At 54.1% G+C, this 18873-nt stretch carries 23 protein-coding genes; 18 read left to right on the top strand and 5 right to left on the bottom strand.

The features are described 5' to 3' along the window. The first annotated feature begins 9 nt into the window (after positions 1-9). The 6 genes from KNP74_RS01505 to KNP74_RS01480 all read left to right on the top strand — a co-directional run bounded on the left by KNP74_RS01505 (position 10) and on the right by KNP74_RS01480 (position 4060). Positions 10-351 (top strand): DUF952 domain-containing protein, encoded by a 342-nt coding sequence (locus KNP74_RS01505; RefSeq protein ID WP_214763212.1) that lies wholly within the window; start codon positions 10-12, stop codon positions 349-351. 183 nt (positions 352-534) lie between these two features. Continuing rightward, the gene (locus KNP74_RS01500; RefSeq protein ID WP_138860293.1) at positions 535-1323 is read left to right on the top strand and encodes a transporter substrate-binding domain-containing protein; all 789 of its coding nucleotides are present in this window, start codon (positions 535-537) and stop codon (positions 1321-1323) included. Positions 1324-1380: 57 nt separating this feature from the next. Further along, a complete protein-coding gene (locus tag KNP74_RS01495) occupies positions 1381-2040 on the top strand; it encodes an amino acid ABC transporter permease (protein ID WP_138859287.1) in 660 nt (219 codons plus the stop codon). Continuing rightward, positions 2037-2759, top strand: a complete 723-nt coding sequence (locus KNP74_RS01490; protein WP_138859288.1) for an amino acid ABC transporter ATP-binding protein — start codon at positions 2037-2039, stop codon at positions 2757-2759. The genes KNP74_RS01495 and KNP74_RS01490 overlap by 4 nt, the downstream gene beginning before the upstream one ends. Positions 2760-2798: 39 nt before the next feature. Continuing rightward, on the top strand, positions 2799-3473 hold the full coding sequence (locus tag KNP74_RS01485) for a metal-dependent hydrolase (protein WP_214763211.1): 675 nt from the start codon (positions 2799-2801) through the stop codon (positions 3471-3473). Next, the gene (locus tag KNP74_RS01480; RefSeq protein WP_214763210.1) at positions 3473-4060 is read left to right on the top strand and encodes an HD domain-containing protein; all 588 of its coding nucleotides are present in this window, start codon (positions 3473-3475) and stop codon (positions 4058-4060) included. Before KNP74_RS01485 ends, KNP74_RS01480 begins: the two co-directional genes overlap by 1 nt. A gap of 32 nt (positions 4061-4092) precedes the next feature. Here the strand turns inward: KNP74_RS01480 and fadH are convergent, their stop codons facing one another. Next, positions 4093-4857: a 2,4-dienoyl-CoA reductase gene (gene fadH / locus KNP74_RS01475; protein ID WP_034777934.1), complete on the bottom strand. Its 765-nt coding sequence runs from the start codon at positions 4855-4857 to the stop codon at positions 4093-4095. Between the two features lie 93 nt (positions 4858-4950). Next, the gene (locus KNP74_RS01470; RefSeq protein ID WP_240731339.1) at positions 4951-6030 is read right to left on the bottom strand and encodes an N-acetylglucosaminidase; all 1080 of its coding nucleotides are present in this window, start codon (positions 6028-6030) and stop codon (positions 4951-4953) included. 67 nt (positions 6031-6097) lie between these two features. Between KNP74_RS01470 and KNP74_RS01465 the strand changes: the two genes are divergently transcribed. Together KNP74_RS01465 and KNP74_RS01460 are read left to right on the top strand one after the other, a co-directional pair. Then, positions 6098-7087: an aromatic acid exporter family protein gene (locus KNP74_RS01465; protein ID WP_214763209.1), complete on the top strand. Its 990-nt coding sequence runs from the start codon at positions 6098-6100 to the stop codon at positions 7085-7087. Positions 7088-7266: 179 nt separating this feature from the next. Next, positions 7267-8397 (top strand): M20/M25/M40 family metallo-hydrolase, encoded by a 1131-nt coding sequence (locus KNP74_RS01460; protein WP_214763208.1) that lies wholly within the window; start codon positions 7267-7269, stop codon positions 8395-8397. Between the two features lie 44 nt (positions 8398-8441). Here KNP74_RS01460 and KNP74_RS01455 read toward each other — a convergent pair whose 3' ends face one another. Further along, positions 8442-8615 (bottom strand): hypothetical protein, encoded by a 174-nt coding sequence (locus KNP74_RS01455; RefSeq protein WP_167491781.1) that lies wholly within the window; start codon positions 8613-8615, stop codon positions 8442-8444. Between the two features lie 75 nt (positions 8616-8690). Between KNP74_RS01455 and rnz the strand changes: the two genes are divergently transcribed. Genes rnz through KNP74_RS01420 form a run of 7 tightly spaced genes read left to right on the top strand, consistent with a single transcriptional unit; the run spans position 8691 to position 13346 of the window. Then, positions 8691-9596, top strand: a complete 906-nt coding sequence (gene rnz, locus KNP74_RS01450) for a ribonuclease Z (RefSeq protein WP_138859294.1) — start codon at positions 8691-8693, stop codon at positions 9594-9596. Position 9597: 1 nt separating this feature from the next. After that, a complete protein-coding gene (locus tag KNP74_RS01445; protein WP_214763207.1) occupies positions 9598-10488 on the top strand; it encodes a hypothetical protein in 891 nt (296 codons plus the stop codon). A 14-nt stretch (positions 10489-10502) separates the two neighbouring features. Next, a complete protein-coding gene (locus KNP74_RS01440) occupies positions 10503-10895 on the top strand; it encodes a DUF4430 domain-containing protein (RefSeq protein WP_233004359.1) in 393 nt (130 codons plus the stop codon). Then, positions 10873-11541: a hypothetical protein gene (locus KNP74_RS01435; RefSeq protein ID WP_138859297.1), complete on the top strand. Its 669-nt coding sequence runs from the start codon at positions 10873-10875 to the stop codon at positions 11539-11541. Before KNP74_RS01440 ends, KNP74_RS01435 begins: the two co-directional genes overlap by 23 nt. Then, on the top strand, positions 11510-12472 hold the full coding sequence (locus KNP74_RS01430) for an ATP-binding cassette domain-containing protein (protein ID WP_214763206.1): 963 nt from the start codon (positions 11510-11512) through the stop codon (positions 12470-12472). The genes KNP74_RS01435 and KNP74_RS01430 overlap by 32 nt, the downstream gene beginning before the upstream one ends. After that, entirely contained in the window at positions 12445-12990 is a 546-nt protein-coding gene (locus tag KNP74_RS01425; RefSeq protein ID WP_214763205.1) for a hypothetical protein, read from the top strand. The genes KNP74_RS01430 and KNP74_RS01425 overlap by 28 nt, the downstream gene beginning before the upstream one ends. Positions 12991-13025: 35 nt before the next feature. Next, on the top strand, positions 13026-13346 hold the full coding sequence (locus KNP74_RS01420) for a hypothetical protein (RefSeq protein WP_034777912.1): 321 nt from the start codon (positions 13026-13028) through the stop codon (positions 13344-13346). A gap of 68 nt (positions 13347-13414) precedes the next feature. Here KNP74_RS01420 and KNP74_RS01415 read toward each other — a convergent pair whose 3' ends face one another. Then, the gene (locus KNP74_RS01415) at positions 13415-14209 is read right to left on the bottom strand and encodes an SDR family NAD(P)-dependent oxidoreductase (RefSeq protein WP_233004355.1); all 795 of its coding nucleotides are present in this window, start codon (positions 14207-14209) and stop codon (positions 13415-13417) included. Positions 14210-14359: 150 nt separating this feature from the next. On the opposite strand from KNP74_RS01415, the gene KNP74_RS01410 reads away from it, so the two are divergent. The 3 genes from KNP74_RS01410 (at position 14360) to KNP74_RS01400 (ending at position 17993) form a co-directional block, all read left to right on the top strand. Beyond that, entirely contained in the window at positions 14360-15262 is a 903-nt protein-coding gene (locus tag KNP74_RS01410; RefSeq protein ID WP_084592826.1) for a peptidase U32 family protein, read from the top strand. A gap of 10 nt (positions 15263-15272) precedes the next feature. After that, positions 15273-16526, top strand: a complete 1254-nt coding sequence (locus KNP74_RS01405; protein ID WP_214763204.1) for a peptidase U32 family protein — start codon at positions 15273-15275, stop codon at positions 16524-16526. An 81-nt stretch (positions 16527-16607) separates the two neighbouring features. Beyond that, positions 16608-17993: an MATE family efflux transporter gene (locus tag KNP74_RS01400; protein ID WP_034777906.1), complete on the top strand. Its 1386-nt coding sequence runs from the start codon at positions 16608-16610 to the stop codon at positions 17991-17993. Here KNP74_RS01400 and KNP74_RS01395 read toward each other — a convergent pair. Beyond that, a complete protein-coding gene (locus tag KNP74_RS01395; RefSeq protein ID WP_214712636.1) occupies positions 17988-18857 on the bottom strand; it encodes a DMT family transporter in 870 nt (289 codons plus the stop codon). The genes KNP74_RS01400 and KNP74_RS01395 overlap by 6 nt on opposite strands. Between the last annotated feature and the right edge of the window lie 16 nt (positions 18858-18873).

The following is an 18873-nucleotide window of genomic DNA, read 5'->3' as shown; positions in this document are numbered from 1 at the left end:
ATCGATGAGATGGAACCAGTCGTCAAAATCATGAGCGAGGCCGAATATACGATTGCTTTGTCGCGCGGCGAGATCAACGAGCCGACCCTCCAGACGGAAGGTTATATTCGTTGTTGCACCCCGCAACAGATCGGCAAATTCGTGCGTCGACATTATCATCGGGAGCGAGTCGTGCTCGTCTCGTTCCATGTCGGACGTCTCGGCAGCCTGCTCCACTACGAGTTTGACGAGGACGGGGAACGCTATCCCCACGTGTATAGCGCCATCCCGATCGCGTCGGTCAAACGGGTGCAGCCCTACGGCTCTCGCGACAACGGTACGGTCACTTATTTTGCTTACGAGCGAATGTGACCGTATTTTTTTATATTTTATGCATGAATATACTTTACAAGTAATAATTATGTGTATATAGTGGTTGAAGAACAAGTCGGACATATGATGAGTTGAAGAACAGTTGAGCACTATTCACATATATGTCATAATTTTTTTAAAGTTCTGATAATTTCATCCTATATGAAGAAAGGGACGATGAATATGAAAAAAGGTTTTCTAGCATTATGTATCGCAAGTCTTGCCGCTTTCACGGTAGCTTGTGGGGCAGACGTGAACGAAGGAGGTTCGACGTCGACCGATGAGAAGGATAAAGTCATCGTCATGGGGACGAGTGCGGACTACTTCCCATATGAGTTCGTCGATACGGCGAACGGCGACGAGATCGTCGGTTTCGATATCGACATCGCCAAGCAAGTGGCCGAGAACATGGGCTATGAATTGAAAATTGAAGACATGGATTTCGGTAGCCTACTCGGGGCGCTGAACGCTGGCCGTGTCGATTTCGTCATGGCAGGTATGACACCGACAGAAGAACGAAAAGAGAACGCTGATTTCTCAGACATCTACTTCACTGCGAAGAACTTGATCTTGTCAAAAGGGGATGCCATCCAGTCGCTTGAAGATTTAGACGGGAAACAAGTCGGGGTCCAACTTGGTTCGATTCAAGAAGGAATCGCTAAAGAACAAATCCCGGGCGCTGAAATTGTCGCCTTGAACAAGATCCCGGAGATCATCCAGGAAATCAAGACTGGTCGCATCGATGCAATGGTCATCGAGGATACGGTCGCGAAGAAATACCTCGACCAAGACAGCGAACTTTCAACGTTTGAAATCGTCGACGAGGAAGAGGCCGGTTCTGCCGCCGCCTTCCGTAAGGACGATGAGCTCCGCGATCAATTCAATGAAGAATTGAACAAGATGATTGATTCAGGAGAAATCGAGAAGTTGGCACAAAAATGGTTCGAACAAGAAGCAGCACCAGCTGAATAAAGATTGAAGAAGGCTGACTGAAAATATCAGTCAGCCTTTTTTTAGGAGGAACTCACAATGGATTTTAGTCGGATTTATGATTCTATCCCGTATATTCTCGAAGGGATCCCGGTCATGTTTCAAGTCGTGCTCGTCTCGGCCTTGCTCGGGATCACGCTCGGGGTCGTCGTCGCCACATTCAAGATCGTCCCAAACCGTCTCATCAACTTCATCGGGCACGCCTACACGGCCGTGTTCCGCGGGACACCGCTCATCTTGCAACTCGCGATCATCCACTTCGGGTTACCGCAATTGACCGGTTATATCACGACGCCGTATCAGTCGGCCGTCATCGCCTTCTCACTCAACTCGGCGGCGTATATCTCGGAAATCATTCGGGCCGGGATTCAAGCGGTCGATAAAGGCCAGTGGGAAGCGTCGGATGCCCTCGGCGTCCCGTACGTCAAACAACTGCGGTCAATCATCTTGCCGCAGGCGTTCAAAAACATCTTGCCGGCCCTCGTCAACGAGATGATCACGCTCACGAAAGAATCGGCGCTCGTCTCGACGGTCGGTGTGCTCGACATCATGCGTCGGGCGCAAATCGTCGGTGGGCAAAAGGCGATCTACTTTGAACCGCTCCTGTTTGCCGGTGTGATATACTTTACAATAGTGATGGTGTTGACGTATCTTGGTCAACGTCTAGAAAAACGGCTTAGAAAGAGTGATGGCAGATGATACAAGTAAAGGATTTATACAAACAATTTGGTGACCTCGAGGTCCTCAAAGGCATTACGACATCGATTGAGAAAGGGGAAGTCGTCGCCGTCATCGGTCCGTCCGGTTCCGGGAAATCGACGTTCCTCCGTTGCTTGAACATGCTTGAAGTGCCGACGTCCGGCACGGTCAGCGTCGCCGGCTATGAGCTCACGAAAAAAGGGGCGAACGTCTCGAAGGCTCGTCAAAACATCGGCATGGTGTTCCAACAGTTCAACTTGTTCCCGCATATGAGCGTGCTCGACAATTTGACGTACGCGCCGATCAACGTCTTGAAAGTGAGCAAGGCCGAAGCGATCGAACGAGCTAAAAAGCTCCTCGAACGCGTCGGATTATCGGAGAAGATTGACGCTTACCCGAGCCAACTGTCGGGTGGACAGAAGCAACGGGTCGCGATCGCCCGGGCGCTCGCCATGGAGCCGAACGTCATGTTGTTCGATGAGCCGACGTCGGCGCTCGACCCAGAGATGGTCAACGAAGTGCTCGACGTCATGAAAGGACTCGCCGATTCAGGGATGACGATGGTCGTCGTCACGCACGAGATGGGCTTTGCCCGCGAAGTGGCGGACCGCGTCCTCTTTCTCGACGAAGGTATCTTGATGGAGGAAGGCAAACCGGCCGACCTGCTCCTCAACCCGCAGACCGACCGCGCAAAACGCTTCTTAGAAAAAGTATTATAAGTGAAAGATTCCATCTGATAACAGAAAGGGAGGATTTCTATGAAGATCACCTACTATGGCCATGCGACCGTACAACTCGATATCGACGGGACATCCGTCTTGATCGACCCGTTCTTGACGAGCAACCCGCATACGGACGTCGACCCGGCGAGCGTCAAAGCAGACTATATCCTGCTCACCCACGCTCATTTCGACCATATCGAAGACGTGGAACTGATCGCGAAACAGACGGGCGCGACAATCGTCGCGACGCACGAACTGGCGACATATTATGAGAAAAAAGGCTATTCGGTCCACGGGATGAACATCGGGGGCGGCCATTCGTTTTCGTTCGGTCGCGTCACGATGACGCAGGCTTTCCATAGCTCGAGTCTTGATATGGGGGACGTCCCGATCTACATGGGTATGCCGGGCGGGTTCATCCTCGAGACAGAGGCGCTCACGGTGTATCACGCCGGGGACACGGCCCTGTTCTCGGACATGAAACTGTACGGGGAGCGGTTCGATATCGACGTCGCGTTCCTCCCGATCGGTGACAACTTCACGATGGGACCGGTCGACGCACTCGATGCGGCGCACTGGCTCCAAGCGAAACGGGTCGTACCGATTCACTTCGACACGTTCCCACCCATCAAACAAGACGCACAGGCTTTCTGCGATCAATTGCATCAACGCGGCCTCTTGATCGAGCCGAACACGACGATCGAGATTTGATGAGTCATCCAGCGGTGCTCGAGACCGAACGGTACGTGACAAAGCTCCATGCCGGAGACCATACCGGGCATGACATGACTCATCTCGACCGCGTCCGCCGTTTGGCGATGCATCTCGCGGAAGGCGAGGTGGTCGATGGTCTCGCCTTGACGCTCGCGGCGCTCTTGCACGACGTCGAGGATGAGAAGCTCGGTCGCGAGGCGGGGCTCGTCGCGCGTCACTTGGACACGTTAGCGCTCGACCCGAATCGACGGGCGCACGTCCTGACGATCATCGGCGAGACATCGTTCTCGAAACATGGAAGTCCATCGACGTTGGAAAGTGCCATCCTGCAAGATGCGGATCGACTCGACGCGATTGGGGCGATCGGCATCGCCCGCACGTTCCAATTCGCGGGGTCACGCGGAACGGCTTTATATGACCCGAACGATGCGACAAGTGCGGTCGCCCACTTCGATGATAAGTTGCTCCGGCTCGCGGATGGGATGCATACGGAACGGGCACGACAGATTGCTCGGGAACGCCACGCATTCATGGTCTCATTTTTGGACAGGTTCGAAGCGGAATGGACGGGACAAGACATATGAAACGGCCGAGGAATCTCCTCGGCCGTTTCAGGTTAGAACGGATGTTTATTGAGCCAATGGCCGCCGTCGAGCGAGATACATTCTCCGTTCAAATAGCGCATCTCGTCCGACGCCATCCAATAGGCGAGGTCGGCAATCTCTTCGGGTGTGCCGAACCGTCCGAGCGGCACGTTACGACGGATGCGCTCGACTTCTTTGACGTGGACGGCGAGTTTGTCGGCACCACCGGTCCGCTCGATTGGGCCCGGGCTGATCGCGTTCACGCGTGCCCCGAACTGATACCCCCATTCGACGGCGAGCGTCCGCGTCAAATTGAGCACCCCGGCCTTGGCGGCGGCGCTCGGGGCGACACCGGCGCCCGCTTGCCAGGCGTAGGAGGCGACCATGTTGATGATGGAGCCGTCCCGCAGTTGCTCCCGTTCCCAATGTTTGCCGAGGACATGGGTACAATTGAACGTCCCGTTCAAGACGATGTCGATGACGCTCGTCCAGCCGTTCGGCGTCAAGTCGAGCGTCGGACAGACGAAGTTGCCGGCTGCGTTATTGACGAGCGCATGCACCGGTCCGAACCGTTCGCTGATTTGATCGAGTGCTTGTGAACACGCCTCGTAGTCACGCACATCGTGTTGCACGGCCATCGCTGCTCCGGCCCCGATGGCCTCCAGTTCGCCCATCGCTTCTTGTAGCCGCTCTTCGTTGCGGCCGCTGATGGCGACGTTCCAACCCTCGGTTTTGAATTTTAGCGCCATCGCCTTGCCCATCCCCGATGAGCCACCTGTGATCCAAATCGTTTTCATACAAATCCCCCTTTGGAATGAATGATCGTTCATTTAGGTATTCGCTCAGCGAAGGGGGGATTCCTGCAAAAAAAATGACGGCCGCCGTGGCCGTCATTTTAGCTGTTTGAAATAGGTCAATCCGAGTTCACGATCGATGCGATACATCGTCCCGGCGACTTTCTCGCCCCAATATGGGTCCGAGGCGTAAAAGACGTTGACGCCTTCTTGTTTATTGCCCGGAAACGGACCGCGGTCGTAATCTCCGGTCACGTACTTCTCGGCGAATAAACGAGCCGCCGCATCGATGCTCGCCTCGACGGATGGATAAGAGGCCGCATTTCCGCTCGGATCGTTGTCGGTCGCTTGGAAGCCGAACAAGTTATTTTTTTCACGGGCGATGGCAGACGTACCGAAACCGGACTCGTGTCCGGCTACAGCCATGAGGAACAAGGCGTTGATGCCGAATTCGGCCTCGGCGTCCTTGAAGGCGTCGCCTTTCCCAGCGAGCGGGCTATCGTCGAGTGATTCGAGGAATGCGTCGAGCTCGCGAGCCGAATACGGTGCCTTCGACGCGATTGAAGCGAATTGGTATGGCGAATCGAACACGTCGCGTACGTCCTCCGTGTAATATCGGTCGGACGACTGTTGCGGTGCCGGTCCGACGAGAAACGTCCCGGCCAAATTGCCGTTCGCCTCGACGGTATGGAACACTTGTCCGTCCTGTATCTGATAGAAGCCGCGCCGCTCGACGACAGCGTCCGGGTAAAGCGTCATGTCGGCCGGCTTCACGTAGACATCGGCCCCAGAGATATTTACCAACAAATGCTTGTCGCCCGTTTGTATGAGACGGAGACGTGTTCCACCGGCGACATAGGACTGCCGTTTCTTAAACTCGGCGTCCTGATATAGGTTTGTGATTCGGTCGGTCGGGGTGACCGCGATTCCAGTACCTGTGAAATCGATGACGTCTCCCGACGCATCGAGTAGGGCGCGATTGCCCCCGCGTTCCATGTAGGCGCGCGCCTCATCGAGCGACTCGAACGCCCGGGTCGAGACGTCCCCGTTGTCATAGGTCTGAACGGTATACGACCCGCTCGGACGATCTTGGAGCCAAAGGAAACCGGATATGGCGAGAGCGAGCGTGAGAATCGTCGGGATCACGCCGCGTTTCTTTCTTTTCAATACGATCACTTCCAAACATATGGATTGCCAAACGGAAGAAACTAGTGAACAATTTTGTGAGAGAGGAGGAGCTATTATGAAAATCGGATCACGTACGCTCAAGACGGCGGCAGCCGCCGGGATTGCCATGCTCATCTCGGAGACGATTCATCTCGACTATTACGTCTTCGCGGCCATCATCGCCATCCTCAGTATTCAGGAGACGCGGAAAAAGTCGTTTCGGGCCTCCTATGAACGGGTCATGGCCAGCTTGATTGCCATCGGCATGGGTGCGTTGATGTTCACCTTGCTCGGCTATTCGCCAGCGACGCTCACACTTTATTTTGTCATGTTTATCCCCCTCGTACAACAGCTCAAACTGCAAGATGGCATGATCACAAGTGTCGTCATCCTGACCCATCTGTATACGGAAGGACAGTTCTCACTCGATTTGTTCGTGAACGAGTTGTTGTTGATCGCCATCGGGGTCGGGGTCGGGCTCGTCGTCAACATGTATATGCCGACGCTCGATAAAGAGATCGAACGCATCAGGGACAATATCGACCGGGCGCTCGCCGTACATTTTTATGATGTGGCCGCATGTGTCGAGACCGGCGTCTATAACGACCATTCGATGATGCTGTTGAAGACACGCGATTATTTGAAGCAAGGAAAAGATCTTGCGCTCCGCCGGATGGGGAATTCGATCGGGAAGCGGAACGAGGACATGGATTACTTGTACTTCCGAATGCGGGAGCGGCAATATGACATCTTGAAACGCATCGCCGAGAACTCACGGGAAATCACACTCGTCGTCAATGAAGCCAAACCGGTCGCGACGTTCCTTCGACTCGTCGGCGACAACGTCAACCAACAAGCCGACGCCTCGACGTTTTTGCGGGAGCTCGAGGAGACGATTGAGCATTATCGAAAAAACGTACCCCTCCCCACGACACGTGAGGAATTTGAGGTACGTTCATCGTTGCTCAATATTTTGTCTGATGTGAAGAGCTACTTGATTTTGAAAGAGCGCTATATCCTATTGTTACAGGAACATGGCCATCCCCGACAAAAACGTGCTCAATAAAAAGATGGATACGATGACGACGACACCGATTTGAATGATGCGTTGCCGCTTTTTCTGTTTCTTACTCATGACGTTCCTCCAAATGTGTTTGTCCTCATTGTACAGAATGGAAAAGGTTCGTGCAAACGGCACGAGTTTGTTATAATAACCTAGAAATGTTTGGATGGAGGGATGTTTTCATGGTAAACGAGAAACGGGTGCTTGACACATTTTTACAGTTGGTCGGCATCGATTCGGAGACGAAAGAAGAGGCAGTCATCTGTGAGCATTTAAAGACGGTCTTCACTGAGCTCGGATGTGACGTCTACGAGGACGACGCATCGACGAAAACGGCTCATTCAGGTAACAACCTCATCATCACGCTACCTGCGACGAAACAAGCCGTCGACCCGATTTATTTCACGGCGCATATGGATACGGTCACACCAGGTAAAGCGATCAAGACGAGTATTCAAGATGGCTACATCGTGACGGATGGGACGACCATCCTCGGCGCTGATGATAAAACTGGTTTGACGGCGATGATTGAGCTGGTCCGTGTTTTGACGGAACAAGCGATTCCGCACGGTCAAATCCAATTCGTCATCACGGTCGGCGAAGAGTCAGGTCTCGTCGGGGCGAAAGTACTCGACTTGTCGAAAATTGATGCGAAGTTCGGTTTCGCGCTCGACTCGGACGGCCCGGTCGGCGATATCATCGTCGCTGCCCCGACACAAGCGAAAGTGAACGCTAGAATTTACGGTAAGACGGCGCATGCCGGTGTCGCGCCTGAGAAAGGGGTCTCGGCCATTCAAATCGCGGCGAAAGCGATCGCGAAGATGAAGCTTGGACGAATCGATGACGAGACGACAGCGAATATCGGACGGTTCGAAGGCGGACGTGCCACGAACATCGTCTGCGATTACGTCGAGGTGCTCGCCGAAGCGCGCTCGCTCATCCACGAGAAGATGGAAGCCCAAGCCGAGTCGATGAAACAAGCTTACGTCGAGGCGGCAGCGGCACATGGTGGCCGAGCCGAAGTCGACATCGACATCATGTACCCGGGCTTCAAGTTCGAAGAAGGCGACGAAGTCGTCGAAGTCGCGAAAGCGGCGGCAGCGGCCATCGGACGCCCGACACGAATCTTACATTCAGGTGGAGGGTCAGATGCGAACGTCATCGCTGGGGGCGGGATTCCGACCGTTAACCTCGCTGTCGGTTATGAAGAGATTCATACGACGAACGAGCGCATGCCGCTCGTCGAGCTATACAAGTTGGTTGAATATGTCGTTCAAATTGTCGAGCACGTCGCGACACCGAAAACGAAGTGAAAAAGAGCCGACGCGATGTCGGCTCTTCCTATGTGTTCGAGTGATTATGCGGCGAATTCCAATGATTCCAAGACGAGTTCGTCTGAACAGTGAAGTTCCATCGCTATGTCGTGAATGTGGATTGAGGTGCCTAGTTCTTGTTGGTGTTTGCGATTCATTGAAGTCGCCCGTTCCCGGATCAGTTCATAGATCGAGTCGGAATGTTCAACTTTATTCATCACGGATCACATCCTTTATCAACGATTGCCTACAGTATAGCATGGAATGCACTAGAAGAAAGGACAAAATTATTTATGAAGTTACAATTTTTAGGAACTGGCTCCGGCATGCCCTCGAAACAACGGAACGTTTCCGGTCTGGCGCTCACGCTTTCGAAACAGACGTGGCTCATCGATTGCGGTGAAGCGACCCAGCACCAAATGCTTCATACGAAAGTCAAACCGCGTAAAGTCTCGGCCGTCTGGGTGACCCACCTCCACGGTGACCACGTGTTCGGCCTGCCCGGTTTCTTGTCGACGCGTTCAGCGCTCGATGGGTCAAGCCCGCTCACGCTTTACGGACCGAAAGGCATCAAGAAGTGGCTCGAGTTGACGATGAAAGTGACTGGGTCGTATCTCGGTTATGACTTGTCGATCGTCGAATATGAGGACGGCGATACGTTCGAACAGGACGGTCATCTCGTCACGGTCAAACGATTGGACCATCGTTTTCCGTCGTACGGATTCCGGATCGAGGCACCCGAAAAGCCCGGTGCGCTTCTCGTCGATAAAGTGAAGGCGCTCGGGATTCCGAGCGGACCGATCTATCGGACGATCAAGCAAGAGGAGACGTTCGAGTTTGAAGGAGAAACCTATCTCTCTAAAGAATACGTCACTGACGCGGTCCGTGGACCGATCGTGGCGATTCTGGGGGATACGATTCCTTGTCCGAACGCGGTCGTCCTCGCCGAAGGCGTCGATGTGCTCGTCCACGAGGCGACGTTCATGGACGAAGAGGCAAAGCTCGCCCGTCAATATGGTCACTCGACGACGGTCGAGGCGGCGACGCTCGCGAAGACGGTTCAAGCCGGACGCTTGATTGTCACCCATATCTCGGCCCGCTATCAAGGTCGGGATGATGAATTTTTAGACGAAGTCCGAGCCGTCTTCAAAGACAGTTTTGTCGCCAGCGACTTCTTCGAGTTTACAGTGGGGGATTAACGTGACAGTACAACTATACGTATGGCTTGGATTTTTTGTCATCAGTACGTTGCTAGGTTTACGCTTGAATCAACTGAAAGAACCCGAACCGAACTTTTTCTTTAAATTTTTATTTTTCTCTTTGCTCGGAATCGTGTCGTTCCCGATTGGCGGGTTCCATATCCCCATCGGTTTTCTCATGTCATTCTTGTTTTTTCCGAAACGAAATAGCCGCTATAAATGGTACGGTGCGCTCGTCGGCTTCTTTTTCTTCATCGTCTTGTTGTTCGTCCCGTTGTTTGATCAATCTGAGTTCCGGACCGAGTCGCAACAAATCGGGGCGGTGTCGATTCAAGACGAGACATTTGACCGGATGACGGACAATATCTTACGTCGCATCAATAGTGACTCGATTAAACTCGACCGAAGCAAGATGGTGTTCACCGAGGACGGGGAACTCCGCTCGCTCGAATATTTGCTCATGGTCGAGCGCTCGAACTCGTTTCAACAGATTCGAATCAACTATGACGAGTCCGGTGAGTTGTCGTATCGCCAAGTCGACGAACTGAACATGGACTCGGGAAGTGCGTTTTTCGAGAAGCTCGTCGACTTTGAACATATGCTCGATGCCGTACGCGACACGCCTTGGTCTGAATTTGCGGACCGAGTCGACGCGCCGCTTCTCCAGTTCTCGTTTGACGGCCTGTACGACATGTACACGTTCGAGAACGAGTCGATGCTCATGATCAATCGTGATCGCAGGCTCGTCAAGTTCTGGTTGCAACGAGAACCTGTGCTCGCCAACAGCATCCAATTGTCTGGGCTCAGTCAAGAAGGCCGGACGACTGGTGAAAAATATACGATTCTATACAATTATTCTATCCATCAACGAGAGGATTTGACCGACCAATGAAAAAACTGCTCCTGATGAGTTTACTCGTCCCACTTTTGACCGCATGCGGCGGGGAAGAAACGACGAACGGAGATGCGGCCTGTGACGTCGAACCGACGATTTCCGTTTATGATGCTGCGACCGAGGAGACGTTGTTCCATGAGAAGAGCGTCTGTTTAGAGGACGGGGCGACAGTGCTCGATGCCCTTGAAGCGACTGAACTCGACATCGAATCGGTCGGTAGCGGGGAGATGACGTACGTGACGGCGATCGACGGCATTCAAGAGAAGTCGGCCGGTCAATCGTCGGGCTGGGTCTACGCCTTTAATGGAAGCCCGGGCGACGAAGGCGCTGGGGCCAAAGAAGTCGAATCGACCGATATTATTCAATGGCGTTTCGAAGAAGATGCGATTTCTTTCTTCGAATAAGGCAGATTGGGAGCGCAGACATCCGGTCACGCTCCTTTTCTTCTTAGTGGCCCATCTGTTCATCCTGACTTATTTAAATGACTCGGTCTGGTTCCTTCTTGGACTTGTCGGCCTGTTGCTCCTCGAACGACGGTTTCCGCTGGCGATGCTCGGTGTTTTGGCCGCGTTCATGCTGATCTCGTTTGCACCGATTGTTTTTGGGTGGAACGTCTCTCTCATGGGCATCACGAATCAATTGATTCCATTAGCCACATTTTTGTTCGGTATGATCTGGGTGAACCGGTTCATGCGACTCGAACGATTGCTTCCGTTCTTGAACAGATGGCCGCGTTCGACCCGGTTGCTCTATGGGGGATGGGCCCTCGTCCCGTCGATGGAGCGGGCGGTGCGATTATCCATTGCGAGCCATCCGAGGCGCGAGTGGCAAGAGGCGATCGTGGTCGGTATCGACAGTCAACGCCTTGAACCGGTGTACGTGACGAATCGAATGCGACGTTTCGAACGGCATGACACCGTCCAATGCCTCGTCTTGCTCGGTTTCGTGGCGATCGCCTCGATGGGAGTGCCGGTCGTGTGGTTACTGTATCCATATTTGACGAAAGGAGGGTTGCGCGATGCGTTGGTTATCCTTGACAGACGGACATGATGAATTCGATGAGTGGGTGAGGGAAGAACGAGCGCGAGTCATCCGCCTTGATACCCCGCTTGCCGGGAAGGTTTCATCGCTCATTTCTGGGAGTGACGCCCTGCGAGGAGCCGAACTGGCTGCCATTCTTCAAATCGATCATCTATTTCATAAGCGATTCGATGAGTGCTCAAGTGGAGAACGGCAACTCGTCCACATCGCTCACGCCCTCGCCGATTCAGCCGAGGCGCTCGTCTTGATTGAGCCGTTTCGACATTTAGATCGGTTTCGGGTCGAGCATTTAACGATGTTGCTCAGCAGGCTGACCGGGCTCGGCGTTCGGATTGCTTACACGGCTAGGGCGCGCGAACATAGTCCGTCCGGCGCGTTTCACGTCAATCCGACCATGAATCAGCCTCAACTTGTCGTCACGGACGTGTCCTATCGCCACCCGTTACAGGCGTCCTATGCGGTCGAGCATGTGTCTTACGTAATGAAGGGTCCGGGTTTGACCGTCTGTATCGGTACGAATGGCAGCGGGAAGTCGACGTTGCTCGAATTGATTGCCAAAAGCGTGCGTCCGTTGTATGGGAAGGTCAAATGGACCGAGCGGCCGGTTTATTTACCGGCCGAGCAAGAGTTTGGTCCGTTCCCGCATGCGACGAATCGTCGTCTCGCTCAACTGCAAGCCATATTCGATTCTGAGGCATCTCTGTTCTTGTTGGACGAGCCAAGCGTGGGCTTGACCGAGCAAGAGCGCTCTCAGTTTGAACGGGCGTTAATCGAGAAAGCCGGGACGGCGCACATCATGTGTGCCACCCATGACGAGCAACTGATTCAGGCGGCAGACCGCATCATTTGCCTGTCGAACGGGATGCTCGTCTTTGATGGGGATCGCAGCGACTATATGAAACGGAGTGCGCTATGGTCACATATGTCCTCATCCTCTTGATTGCAGCGGGGGTCATGTCGAGGTTCGAACGGAGTGACGCCCCGATTGCCGTCTTGACGCAAATTCTCGCTCTCGCGGTCATCGGACGTTGGCTGTTCGTGGCCATCCCGAATGTCCAACCTTCGACAGCGCTGCTCATGCTGACGACCCTTTATTTTGGATTCACGAGTGGGGCCATGTTGGCATTGTTCGTTCCGATTTTATCAGGTCTGTTGCTCGGGGTCGGCCCGTTCGTTCTGTTTCAATTTTTAGGGTGGCTCCTTGTCGTCGTCGTCGTCTCGTTCTTGAAGCCATTGCTCCGTCGCTCCCGGTTGTTCCTTGCCGCCGTCGGTCTCGGGGCCGGCTTTTTATTCGGATGGACGGCCAACCTGTCCTTCGCCGAGGTGATCGGGGTCGACTTCGTCAAATTGCTCGTGCTCAGTTTGCCGTTCGATATGGCCCATGGCATCGGGAATGCCGTCTTTCTCGTCTTATTGCACGATCTGTTCGTTCGCATATTTGTACGAGAAGACGGGTAACAAGTAGATATCACACCGAGTGAGGTGACGCGTGCATGAGCGGATACGTCAATCTAGTTGAAATCGGTTGGTTTCTTTTCATTGGACTGTTGTTTATGGGACTCAATTTATTGTTGATGTCTCGTCGTCTCATTCGAACGCGCTATGGGATGCTCAGTATTCTCGGCGCGAGTGTATGGCCTGCACTAATGATCGTCCTGTCTGTACAAGGGGGACGCGTCCTTGACGGACTGGCCGAGCGAGCGGTCACGCTCGAGAGCGTGTTGGCCTGGGCAGTCGTCGTGGCGACGGCTCTGATGGTGTGTATTCCGGGTGTTTCACTGATTCGGCGCATGGTGCAGTTGGCTCGACATTGAACAATCACTATACGTAAAAGGAGGAGGTCCCACAACGGGAACCTCCTCCTTTTTATTGATTATGATTGTCAGGTCGTCGGCACATCTTCCGTTCCGGCATCTGACGGTTTTTGGAACCGGCGCAAGATCTCGAGGCTGACCGCCCTAGGCATGAGTTTGGCCGCGGCCACGAGCAACTGGTTCGAGACGCCGGGAACGACCACGCGTTTGTTGTTCATGACGCCTTTATAGCCGAAGAAGGCGACGAGGTGGGACGGCATTTTCGACACCATCATTTCGCTGCCGGCACGATTGAAGAAACCGGTATCGGTCGGTCCCGGGCACAGGACGCTCACGTTCACACCTGTTCCTTTCACTTCGGCATGGAGCGCCTCGGTGAGTGACAACACGTACGCTTTCGTCGCATAATAGACCGCCATGTAAGGGCCAGGTTGGAAGGCAGCGACCGAGGCGACATTTAAGACATAACCATGATTTCGCTCGACCATGCCAGGTAAGTAGGCTTTCGTCAGTTCGGTCAAGGCGTTGACGTTCAAGCGGACCTCTTCGGCCTCGGTCTCGGCGTCGAGGTCGATGAACTCGCCGGCCGTCCCGAAACCGGCGTTGTTGATTAAAAAGTCGACCGTCAGTCCGGCGTCTTCAATCGCGTTTGTCAGTCGTTTTGCGGCCTGATGTTCAGACAAGTCGAGGGCGAATACGTGCACGTGGACACGGTACCGCTTCTCAAGTACTTTTTTCAATTCGTGCAAACGGGGCTCGTTGCGAGACACGAGGATACAGTCAAACCCGTCCCGGGCCGCTAAAACGGCAAGATCGAGGCCAATTCCGGTCGAGGCTCCAGTAATTAAGGCGGTTTTTGTCAAAATCGTCCACTCCTTCGATGTAAAAAGTCATACATTGTTACTGATTTCTTCACGAGATGTTAAATTCCTGCACGGCCACCACATCAAAACGTGTGCTAGAGTATAGCAAGAGTATGTGATTAGACTCACAAAGTGAGGGGAAGAAAGCAAATGATGATTCAGCTAGTGACTACGGCACAAAGCGTCGAGCAAGCAGAGGCGCTAATCATGGCGGGCTCCGACCGCATCTATATCGGAGATTCAAAATACGGGTTACGCCACAAAGGTGACTGGTCACTTCCGGCTGTGCGAGAAGTCACAGCAGTCGCCCACCGATACGGCAAAGAAGTGACGGTCGCTGTCAATAACTTGATGCATAACGAGCAGATCGAGACGCTCCCTGAATATTTGCAGGAACTCAAAGCGATCGGAATCGACAGTGTGACGGCAGGCGACCCTGGCGCCATCCGTCTGATCCGTAATGCCAATATCCCCTATTGGTATGATGCTCAAACGCTCGTCACGTCGGCGAGACACATTCAGTTTTGGGGGAAGCGTGACGCCATCGGGGCGATCGCAGCCCGTGAAGTGACGTTGACCGAACTCGGGATGATCCAACAACAGATCGGTTTGCCGGTCGAAGTGCAAGTGTATGGCCCGACGTGCATCCATCATTCGAAACGTCCGCTCTTGACGAACTACTTCAACGAGATCGGCCGGTCGAACACATTGGCAGAAGCACGAGAGTATTATGTGAGCGAACCGTCGGATGCGGACAGTCGCTACCCCGTCTATCAAGACGACAACGGTACGCACGTATTCTCTGAAGATTTGACACTCATGGGACAATTGCCCACGCTCTTGAAGGGCGGGTTGCACACGTGGAAACTCGAAGGCTGGCATGCGGGCGATGCGTTCGTCGACATCGTCCGTCTGTTCGATAAAGCCCGGTCGGATCTATTGAACGGGCGGTTCGACCGTCATGGCATGGAACGGCGTCTCGCCGAACTCCAACCTGAACAATTCCGGCTCGGGACCGGACTGTTGTTACGAAATCCAGAAGAGATCAAGTGAGGGAACCGAGATGAAAAAACGTCCAGAACTATTAGCACCAGCTGGGAACTTAGAAAAATTGAAGATGGCGATTTTGTACGGGGCCGATGCGGTCTTTATCGGGGGGCAACAGTTCGGGCTCCGTTCCCGGGCGGGTAACTTCGGTTATGAAGAGATGGCCGAAGGAGTCGCGTTCGCCCATGCGCGTGGCGCAAAAGTGTATGTCGCGGCCAACATGGTGACGCATGAAGGGGATATCGACGGTGCTGGCGAGTTCTTTTGCAAGCTTCGCGATATCGGCATCGATGCCGTCATCGTGTCCGATCCGGCCATGATCGAGGTGTGCCTCACGGATGCACCGGGACTTCCGGTCCACTTGTCGACGCAGGCGTCAGCAACGAACTATGAGACACTCCGTTTCTGGCAAGAGGAAGGATTGGAGCGAATCGTCCTCGCCCGCGAAGTTTCGATGGAAGAAATCAAAGAAATGAAACGGCAAGTCGATGTCGAAATCGAGACGTTCGTCCATGGGGCGATGTGCATCTCGTACTCGGGGCGTTGCACGTTATCGAATCATATGGCGCTCCGCGATGCGAACCGGGGTGGCTGTGCCCAATCTTGTCGTTGGAAATATGGTTTCTTCGAGGCGGACGAGCTGTTGACCGACGAGATGGCGGCACGCGACGAGGAACCGTTCTCGATGAGCTCGGTCGATTTGGCGATGGTACGCCACATCCCGGACTTGGTCGATGCTGGTGTCGACAGCTTGAAAATTGAGGGACGGATGAAATCGATTCACTATGTGGCAACCGTCTGTAACGTCTACCGTCAAGTCATCGACGCCTACTGCGCCGATTCTGAAGGGTTCGAGTTCGACCCGGCGTGGGAAGAAGAAATTTGGAAAGCGGCACAACGAGAACTCGCGACCGGATTCTATTACGGCGTCCCGACCGAGAACGAGCAACTGTTCGGCAAGCCGCGCGCCATCCCGCAATATGCATTCGCGGCACGCGTCATCTCCTATGATCCGACGACACAAATGGCAACACTCGAGCAGCGGAACCATTTCCGACGCGGAGAAGAAGTCGAGTTCTTCGGCCCCGGATTCGTCCGTTTCTCCCAGCGAATCGATGAGCTGTACGATGAGTCGGGAGAAAGACTTGAGACGGCGAACCAGGCGATGATGACGGTGCGCGTCAAAGTCGAGCAGCCGGTCGTGACCGATTTCATTATGCGCAAACGAAAAGCCGGCGTCGTGAGCCCTCCAGTGCCGAGCCCGGTCTGACACATCCGGTAAGACAACATAGTCGACCGTTCCATCCAATCTTGCTACCCTATTAACATAGACGAAAAAGGGGATGGAAGCATGAATCAAAATACGGAGCAGCTCCGGACCGACCCGATCGGACGCCTGCTATTCAAGCTGTCGCTACCTGCGATGATCGGCATGCTGGTGACGGCGCTCTACAATATCATCGATACGATCTTCGTCGCCCGCGGCATCGGGGCGACCGCCGTGGCCGCCATCGGGATCGCTTTCCCGATCCAGATGATTCTCATGGCCGTCTCGAGCGCGGTCGGGTTGGGCGGCGCCTCGATCAGTTCACGGAAACTAGGTAAAGGGGATGATGCCGGTGCCGCCGTCACGTTCTTGAACGTCCTCGTCCTCGTCGGGGTGTTTGCGGCCTTCGCAGTCAGTTCCGCCTTTTTCATGTTAGATGACATTTTGACAGTGTTCGGAGCGACGTCGGCCATCATGGAACTGAGCCGTCAATACTTATCTGTCGTGCTGATCAGCTCGCCGTTCTTCATGTTCACACTCGCGGCGAGCGCGATGGTACGGGCTGAAGGGCAAGCGCCCTATCAGATGAAAGTGATGCTCACGACCGTCGTCGTCAATTTGGTGACGACACCGCTATTCATCTTCACGTTCGACTGGGGCATTTACGGTGCGGCCTGGTCGACTGCGCTCGCCCAAGTCGTCGGATCGGTCCTCATGCTTCGGTTCTTCTTCGCGAAAAAAAATCGCCGGACCGAGCTCGACTTCCAATGGCGGAAGTTTCGACTACGGTTCGGCGAATTAAAAGAGATTATGGCGATTGGGTCGTCCTCATTCATCATGATGGTGTCGCAATCGATTCTATTCGTCGGCGTCAACGTCATGCTCGGAACGTATGGTGGCACCGAGGAGCTCGCCATCTTTGCGATCATCAATAAATTCATGGCGCTCGTCGGGATGCCGATCATGGGCATCGTTCAAGGCATGCAGCCGATCGTCGGGTACAATTTCGGGGCCAGACAATTCGACCGGATGCGCGAGACGATCTGGACGGCGTTGCGGGTCGGGATTGCCATCGCGGTCATCATCTGGCTGACGCTCCAGTTGATTCCGGAACAGCTCATGCGGATGTTCACGACCGACGCGAACTTGATTGCCGGCGGGGTGACGGCCATCCATGTGTTGTTCGCCGTCTCGTTTCTCCCGAGCGTGCAAATGCTCATCAACGGCATTTATCAATCGCTCGGAAAGGCCCGTGTCGCGATGTTCTTGTCACTGTCGCGCCAAACGCTCTATACGATTCCGCTCGTCTTCATCTTGCCGAACTTCTTCGGCGTGTTCGGGGTGTGGCTCGCGTTTCCAATCGCCGATGCCATGACCTTCTTGACGGCGGTCGGCATGGCGGTGTGGGACCGCAAGTTATTGTTCCGCCCGTCTGAGGAAGAAGTCGAAGCGAAAGCGACCAATTTATGAAGCGACGTCCGTTCTGGTGGAACGGGCGTCTTCTTTTAGGAACAAATAGATTCCGCCGAGCAGGACGGCCGCGCCGATCCATTGCATTACGCCGAGACGTTCGTCGAAGAAGACGAACCCGAACAGCATGCCCCACAGTGCCTCGCCAAGGATGGTGATGCTGACGACGGTGGCACTGACCCGGGCGAGCGCATAGTTGAACAAGTTATGCCCTAAAATCGTCGGGAAGAAGGCGAGGGCGAGGAAATACCACCAGTTGACCGATTCGAACGCGGTGAACGTCGTCCCCCGCACGAGGAGCATGAAGCAGAGGACGACCGTCGCGACGAGATAGACGCTGAACGAGTAAGTATTCGTGTTCATCTCGGTCCGGACGTGTTGACCGACGAGCCAATAGCCGGCGATAAGAAGGGCGGCGATTAAGGCGAGCAGGTCCCCGAAGAGCGCTTCGCGTCCAAGTTGGATGTCACCCGCCGCGACAAGCATGCCCCCAAGGACGGCGATGAGTGCAAAGGCTAAACCTTTTCGGGTCGGATTCTTTTTAAAAATCAAGGCGTTCCCGATTAAAACGAAAATCGGACTCGACGTCACGAATAACGTTGAACTCGCGACGGTCGTATAATCGAGCGATAAAAACCAGAGCCAAAAGTGGAACGCCAACAACGTCCCGCTGAGCAACAAGGCATATCTCGTCATGAGACGCGTCCCGATGAGTGACTTGAAGTCGACAAACGGCAACAACATCAGACACGTGATCAGCATTCGGTAAAACGCGGCCGTCTCGGCCGGTGCGGACGTCCATTTGACGAATAATACGCTCGTCGACAAGAAAAATACAGCGGCGAATAAAATGAGATAAGACAATCGACATCCCCCTTTA

The sequence above is a fragment of the Exiguobacterium sp. s141 genome, from assembly GCF_018618085.1.
Taxonomy (GTDB): Bacteria; Bacillota; Bacilli; order Exiguobacteriales; family Exiguobacteriaceae; genus Exiguobacterium; species Exiguobacterium mexicanum_A.
Note: the sequence above shows the minus strand (reverse complement) of the source record. Positions and strands in the feature narration are given on the sequence as shown.

What these genes read in the sequence shown, in the direction of transcription:
- KNP74_RS01490 (WP_138859288.1), top strand. Translation starts at nt 2,037, where the DNA reads ATGATACAAGTAAAGGATTTATACAAACAATTTGGTGACCTCGAGGTC.
- KNP74_RS01430 (WP_214763206.1), top strand. Translation starts at nt 11,510, where the DNA reads ATGCGTTGGTTATCCTTGACAGACGGACATGATGAATTCGATGAGTGG.
- KNP74_RS01420 (WP_034777912.1), top strand. Translation starts at nt 13,026, where the DNA reads ATGAGCGGATACGTCAATCTAGTTGAAATCGGTTGGTTTCTTTTCATT.
- KNP74_RS01440 (WP_233004359.1), top strand. Translation starts at nt 10,503, where the DNA reads ATGAGTTTACTCGTCCCACTTTTGACCGCATGCGGCGGGGAAGAAACG.
- KNP74_RS01480 (WP_214763210.1), top strand. Translation starts at nt 3,473, where the DNA reads ATGAGTCATCCAGCGGTGCTCGAGACCGAACGGTACGTGACAAAGCTC.
- KNP74_RS01400 (WP_034777906.1), top strand. Translation starts at nt 16,608, where the DNA reads ATGAATCAAAATACGGAGCAGCTCCGGACCGACCCGATCGGACGCCTG.
- KNP74_RS01455 (WP_167491781.1), bottom strand. Translation starts at nt 8,615, where the DNA reads ATGAATAAAGTTGAACATTCCGACTCGATCTATGAACTGATCCGGGAA.
- fadH (WP_034777934.1), bottom strand. Translation starts at nt 4,857, where the DNA reads ATGAAAACGATTTGGATCACAGGTGGCTCATCGGGGATGGGCAAGGCG.
- rnz (WP_138859294.1), top strand. Translation starts at nt 8,691, where the DNA reads ATGAAGTTACAATTTTTAGGAACTGGCTCCGGCATGCCCTCGAAACAA.
- KNP74_RS01465 (WP_214763209.1), top strand. Translation starts at nt 6,098, where the DNA reads ATGAAAATCGGATCACGTACGCTCAAGACGGCGGCAGCCGCCGGGATT.
- KNP74_RS01500 (WP_138860293.1), top strand. Translation starts at nt 535, where the DNA reads ATGAAAAAAGGTTTTCTAGCATTATGTATCGCAAGTCTTGCCGCTTTC.
- KNP74_RS01435 (WP_138859297.1), top strand. Translation starts at nt 10,873, where the DNA reads ATGCGATTTCTTTCTTCGAATAAGGCAGATTGGGAGCGCAGACATCCG.
- KNP74_RS01505 (WP_214763212.1), top strand. Translation starts at nt 10, where the DNA reads ATGGAACCAGTCGTCAAAATCATGAGCGAGGCCGAATATACGATTGCT.
- KNP74_RS01485 (WP_214763211.1), top strand. Translation starts at nt 2,799, where the DNA reads ATGAAGATCACCTACTATGGCCATGCGACCGTACAACTCGATATCGAC.
- KNP74_RS01410 (WP_084592826.1), top strand. Translation starts at nt 14,360, where the DNA reads ATGATGATTCAGCTAGTGACTACGGCACAAAGCGTCGAGCAAGCAGAG.
- KNP74_RS01405 (WP_214763204.1), top strand. Translation starts at nt 15,273, where the DNA reads ATGAAAAAACGTCCAGAACTATTAGCACCAGCTGGGAACTTAGAAAAA.
- KNP74_RS01460 (WP_214763208.1), top strand. Translation starts at nt 7,267, where the DNA reads ATGGTAAACGAGAAACGGGTGCTTGACACATTTTTACAGTTGGTCGGC.
- KNP74_RS01425 (WP_214763205.1), top strand. Translation starts at nt 12,445, where the DNA reads ATGGTCACATATGTCCTCATCCTCTTGATTGCAGCGGGGGTCATGTCG.
- KNP74_RS01495 (WP_138859287.1), top strand. Translation starts at nt 1,381, where the DNA reads ATGGATTTTAGTCGGATTTATGATTCTATCCCGTATATTCTCGAAGGG.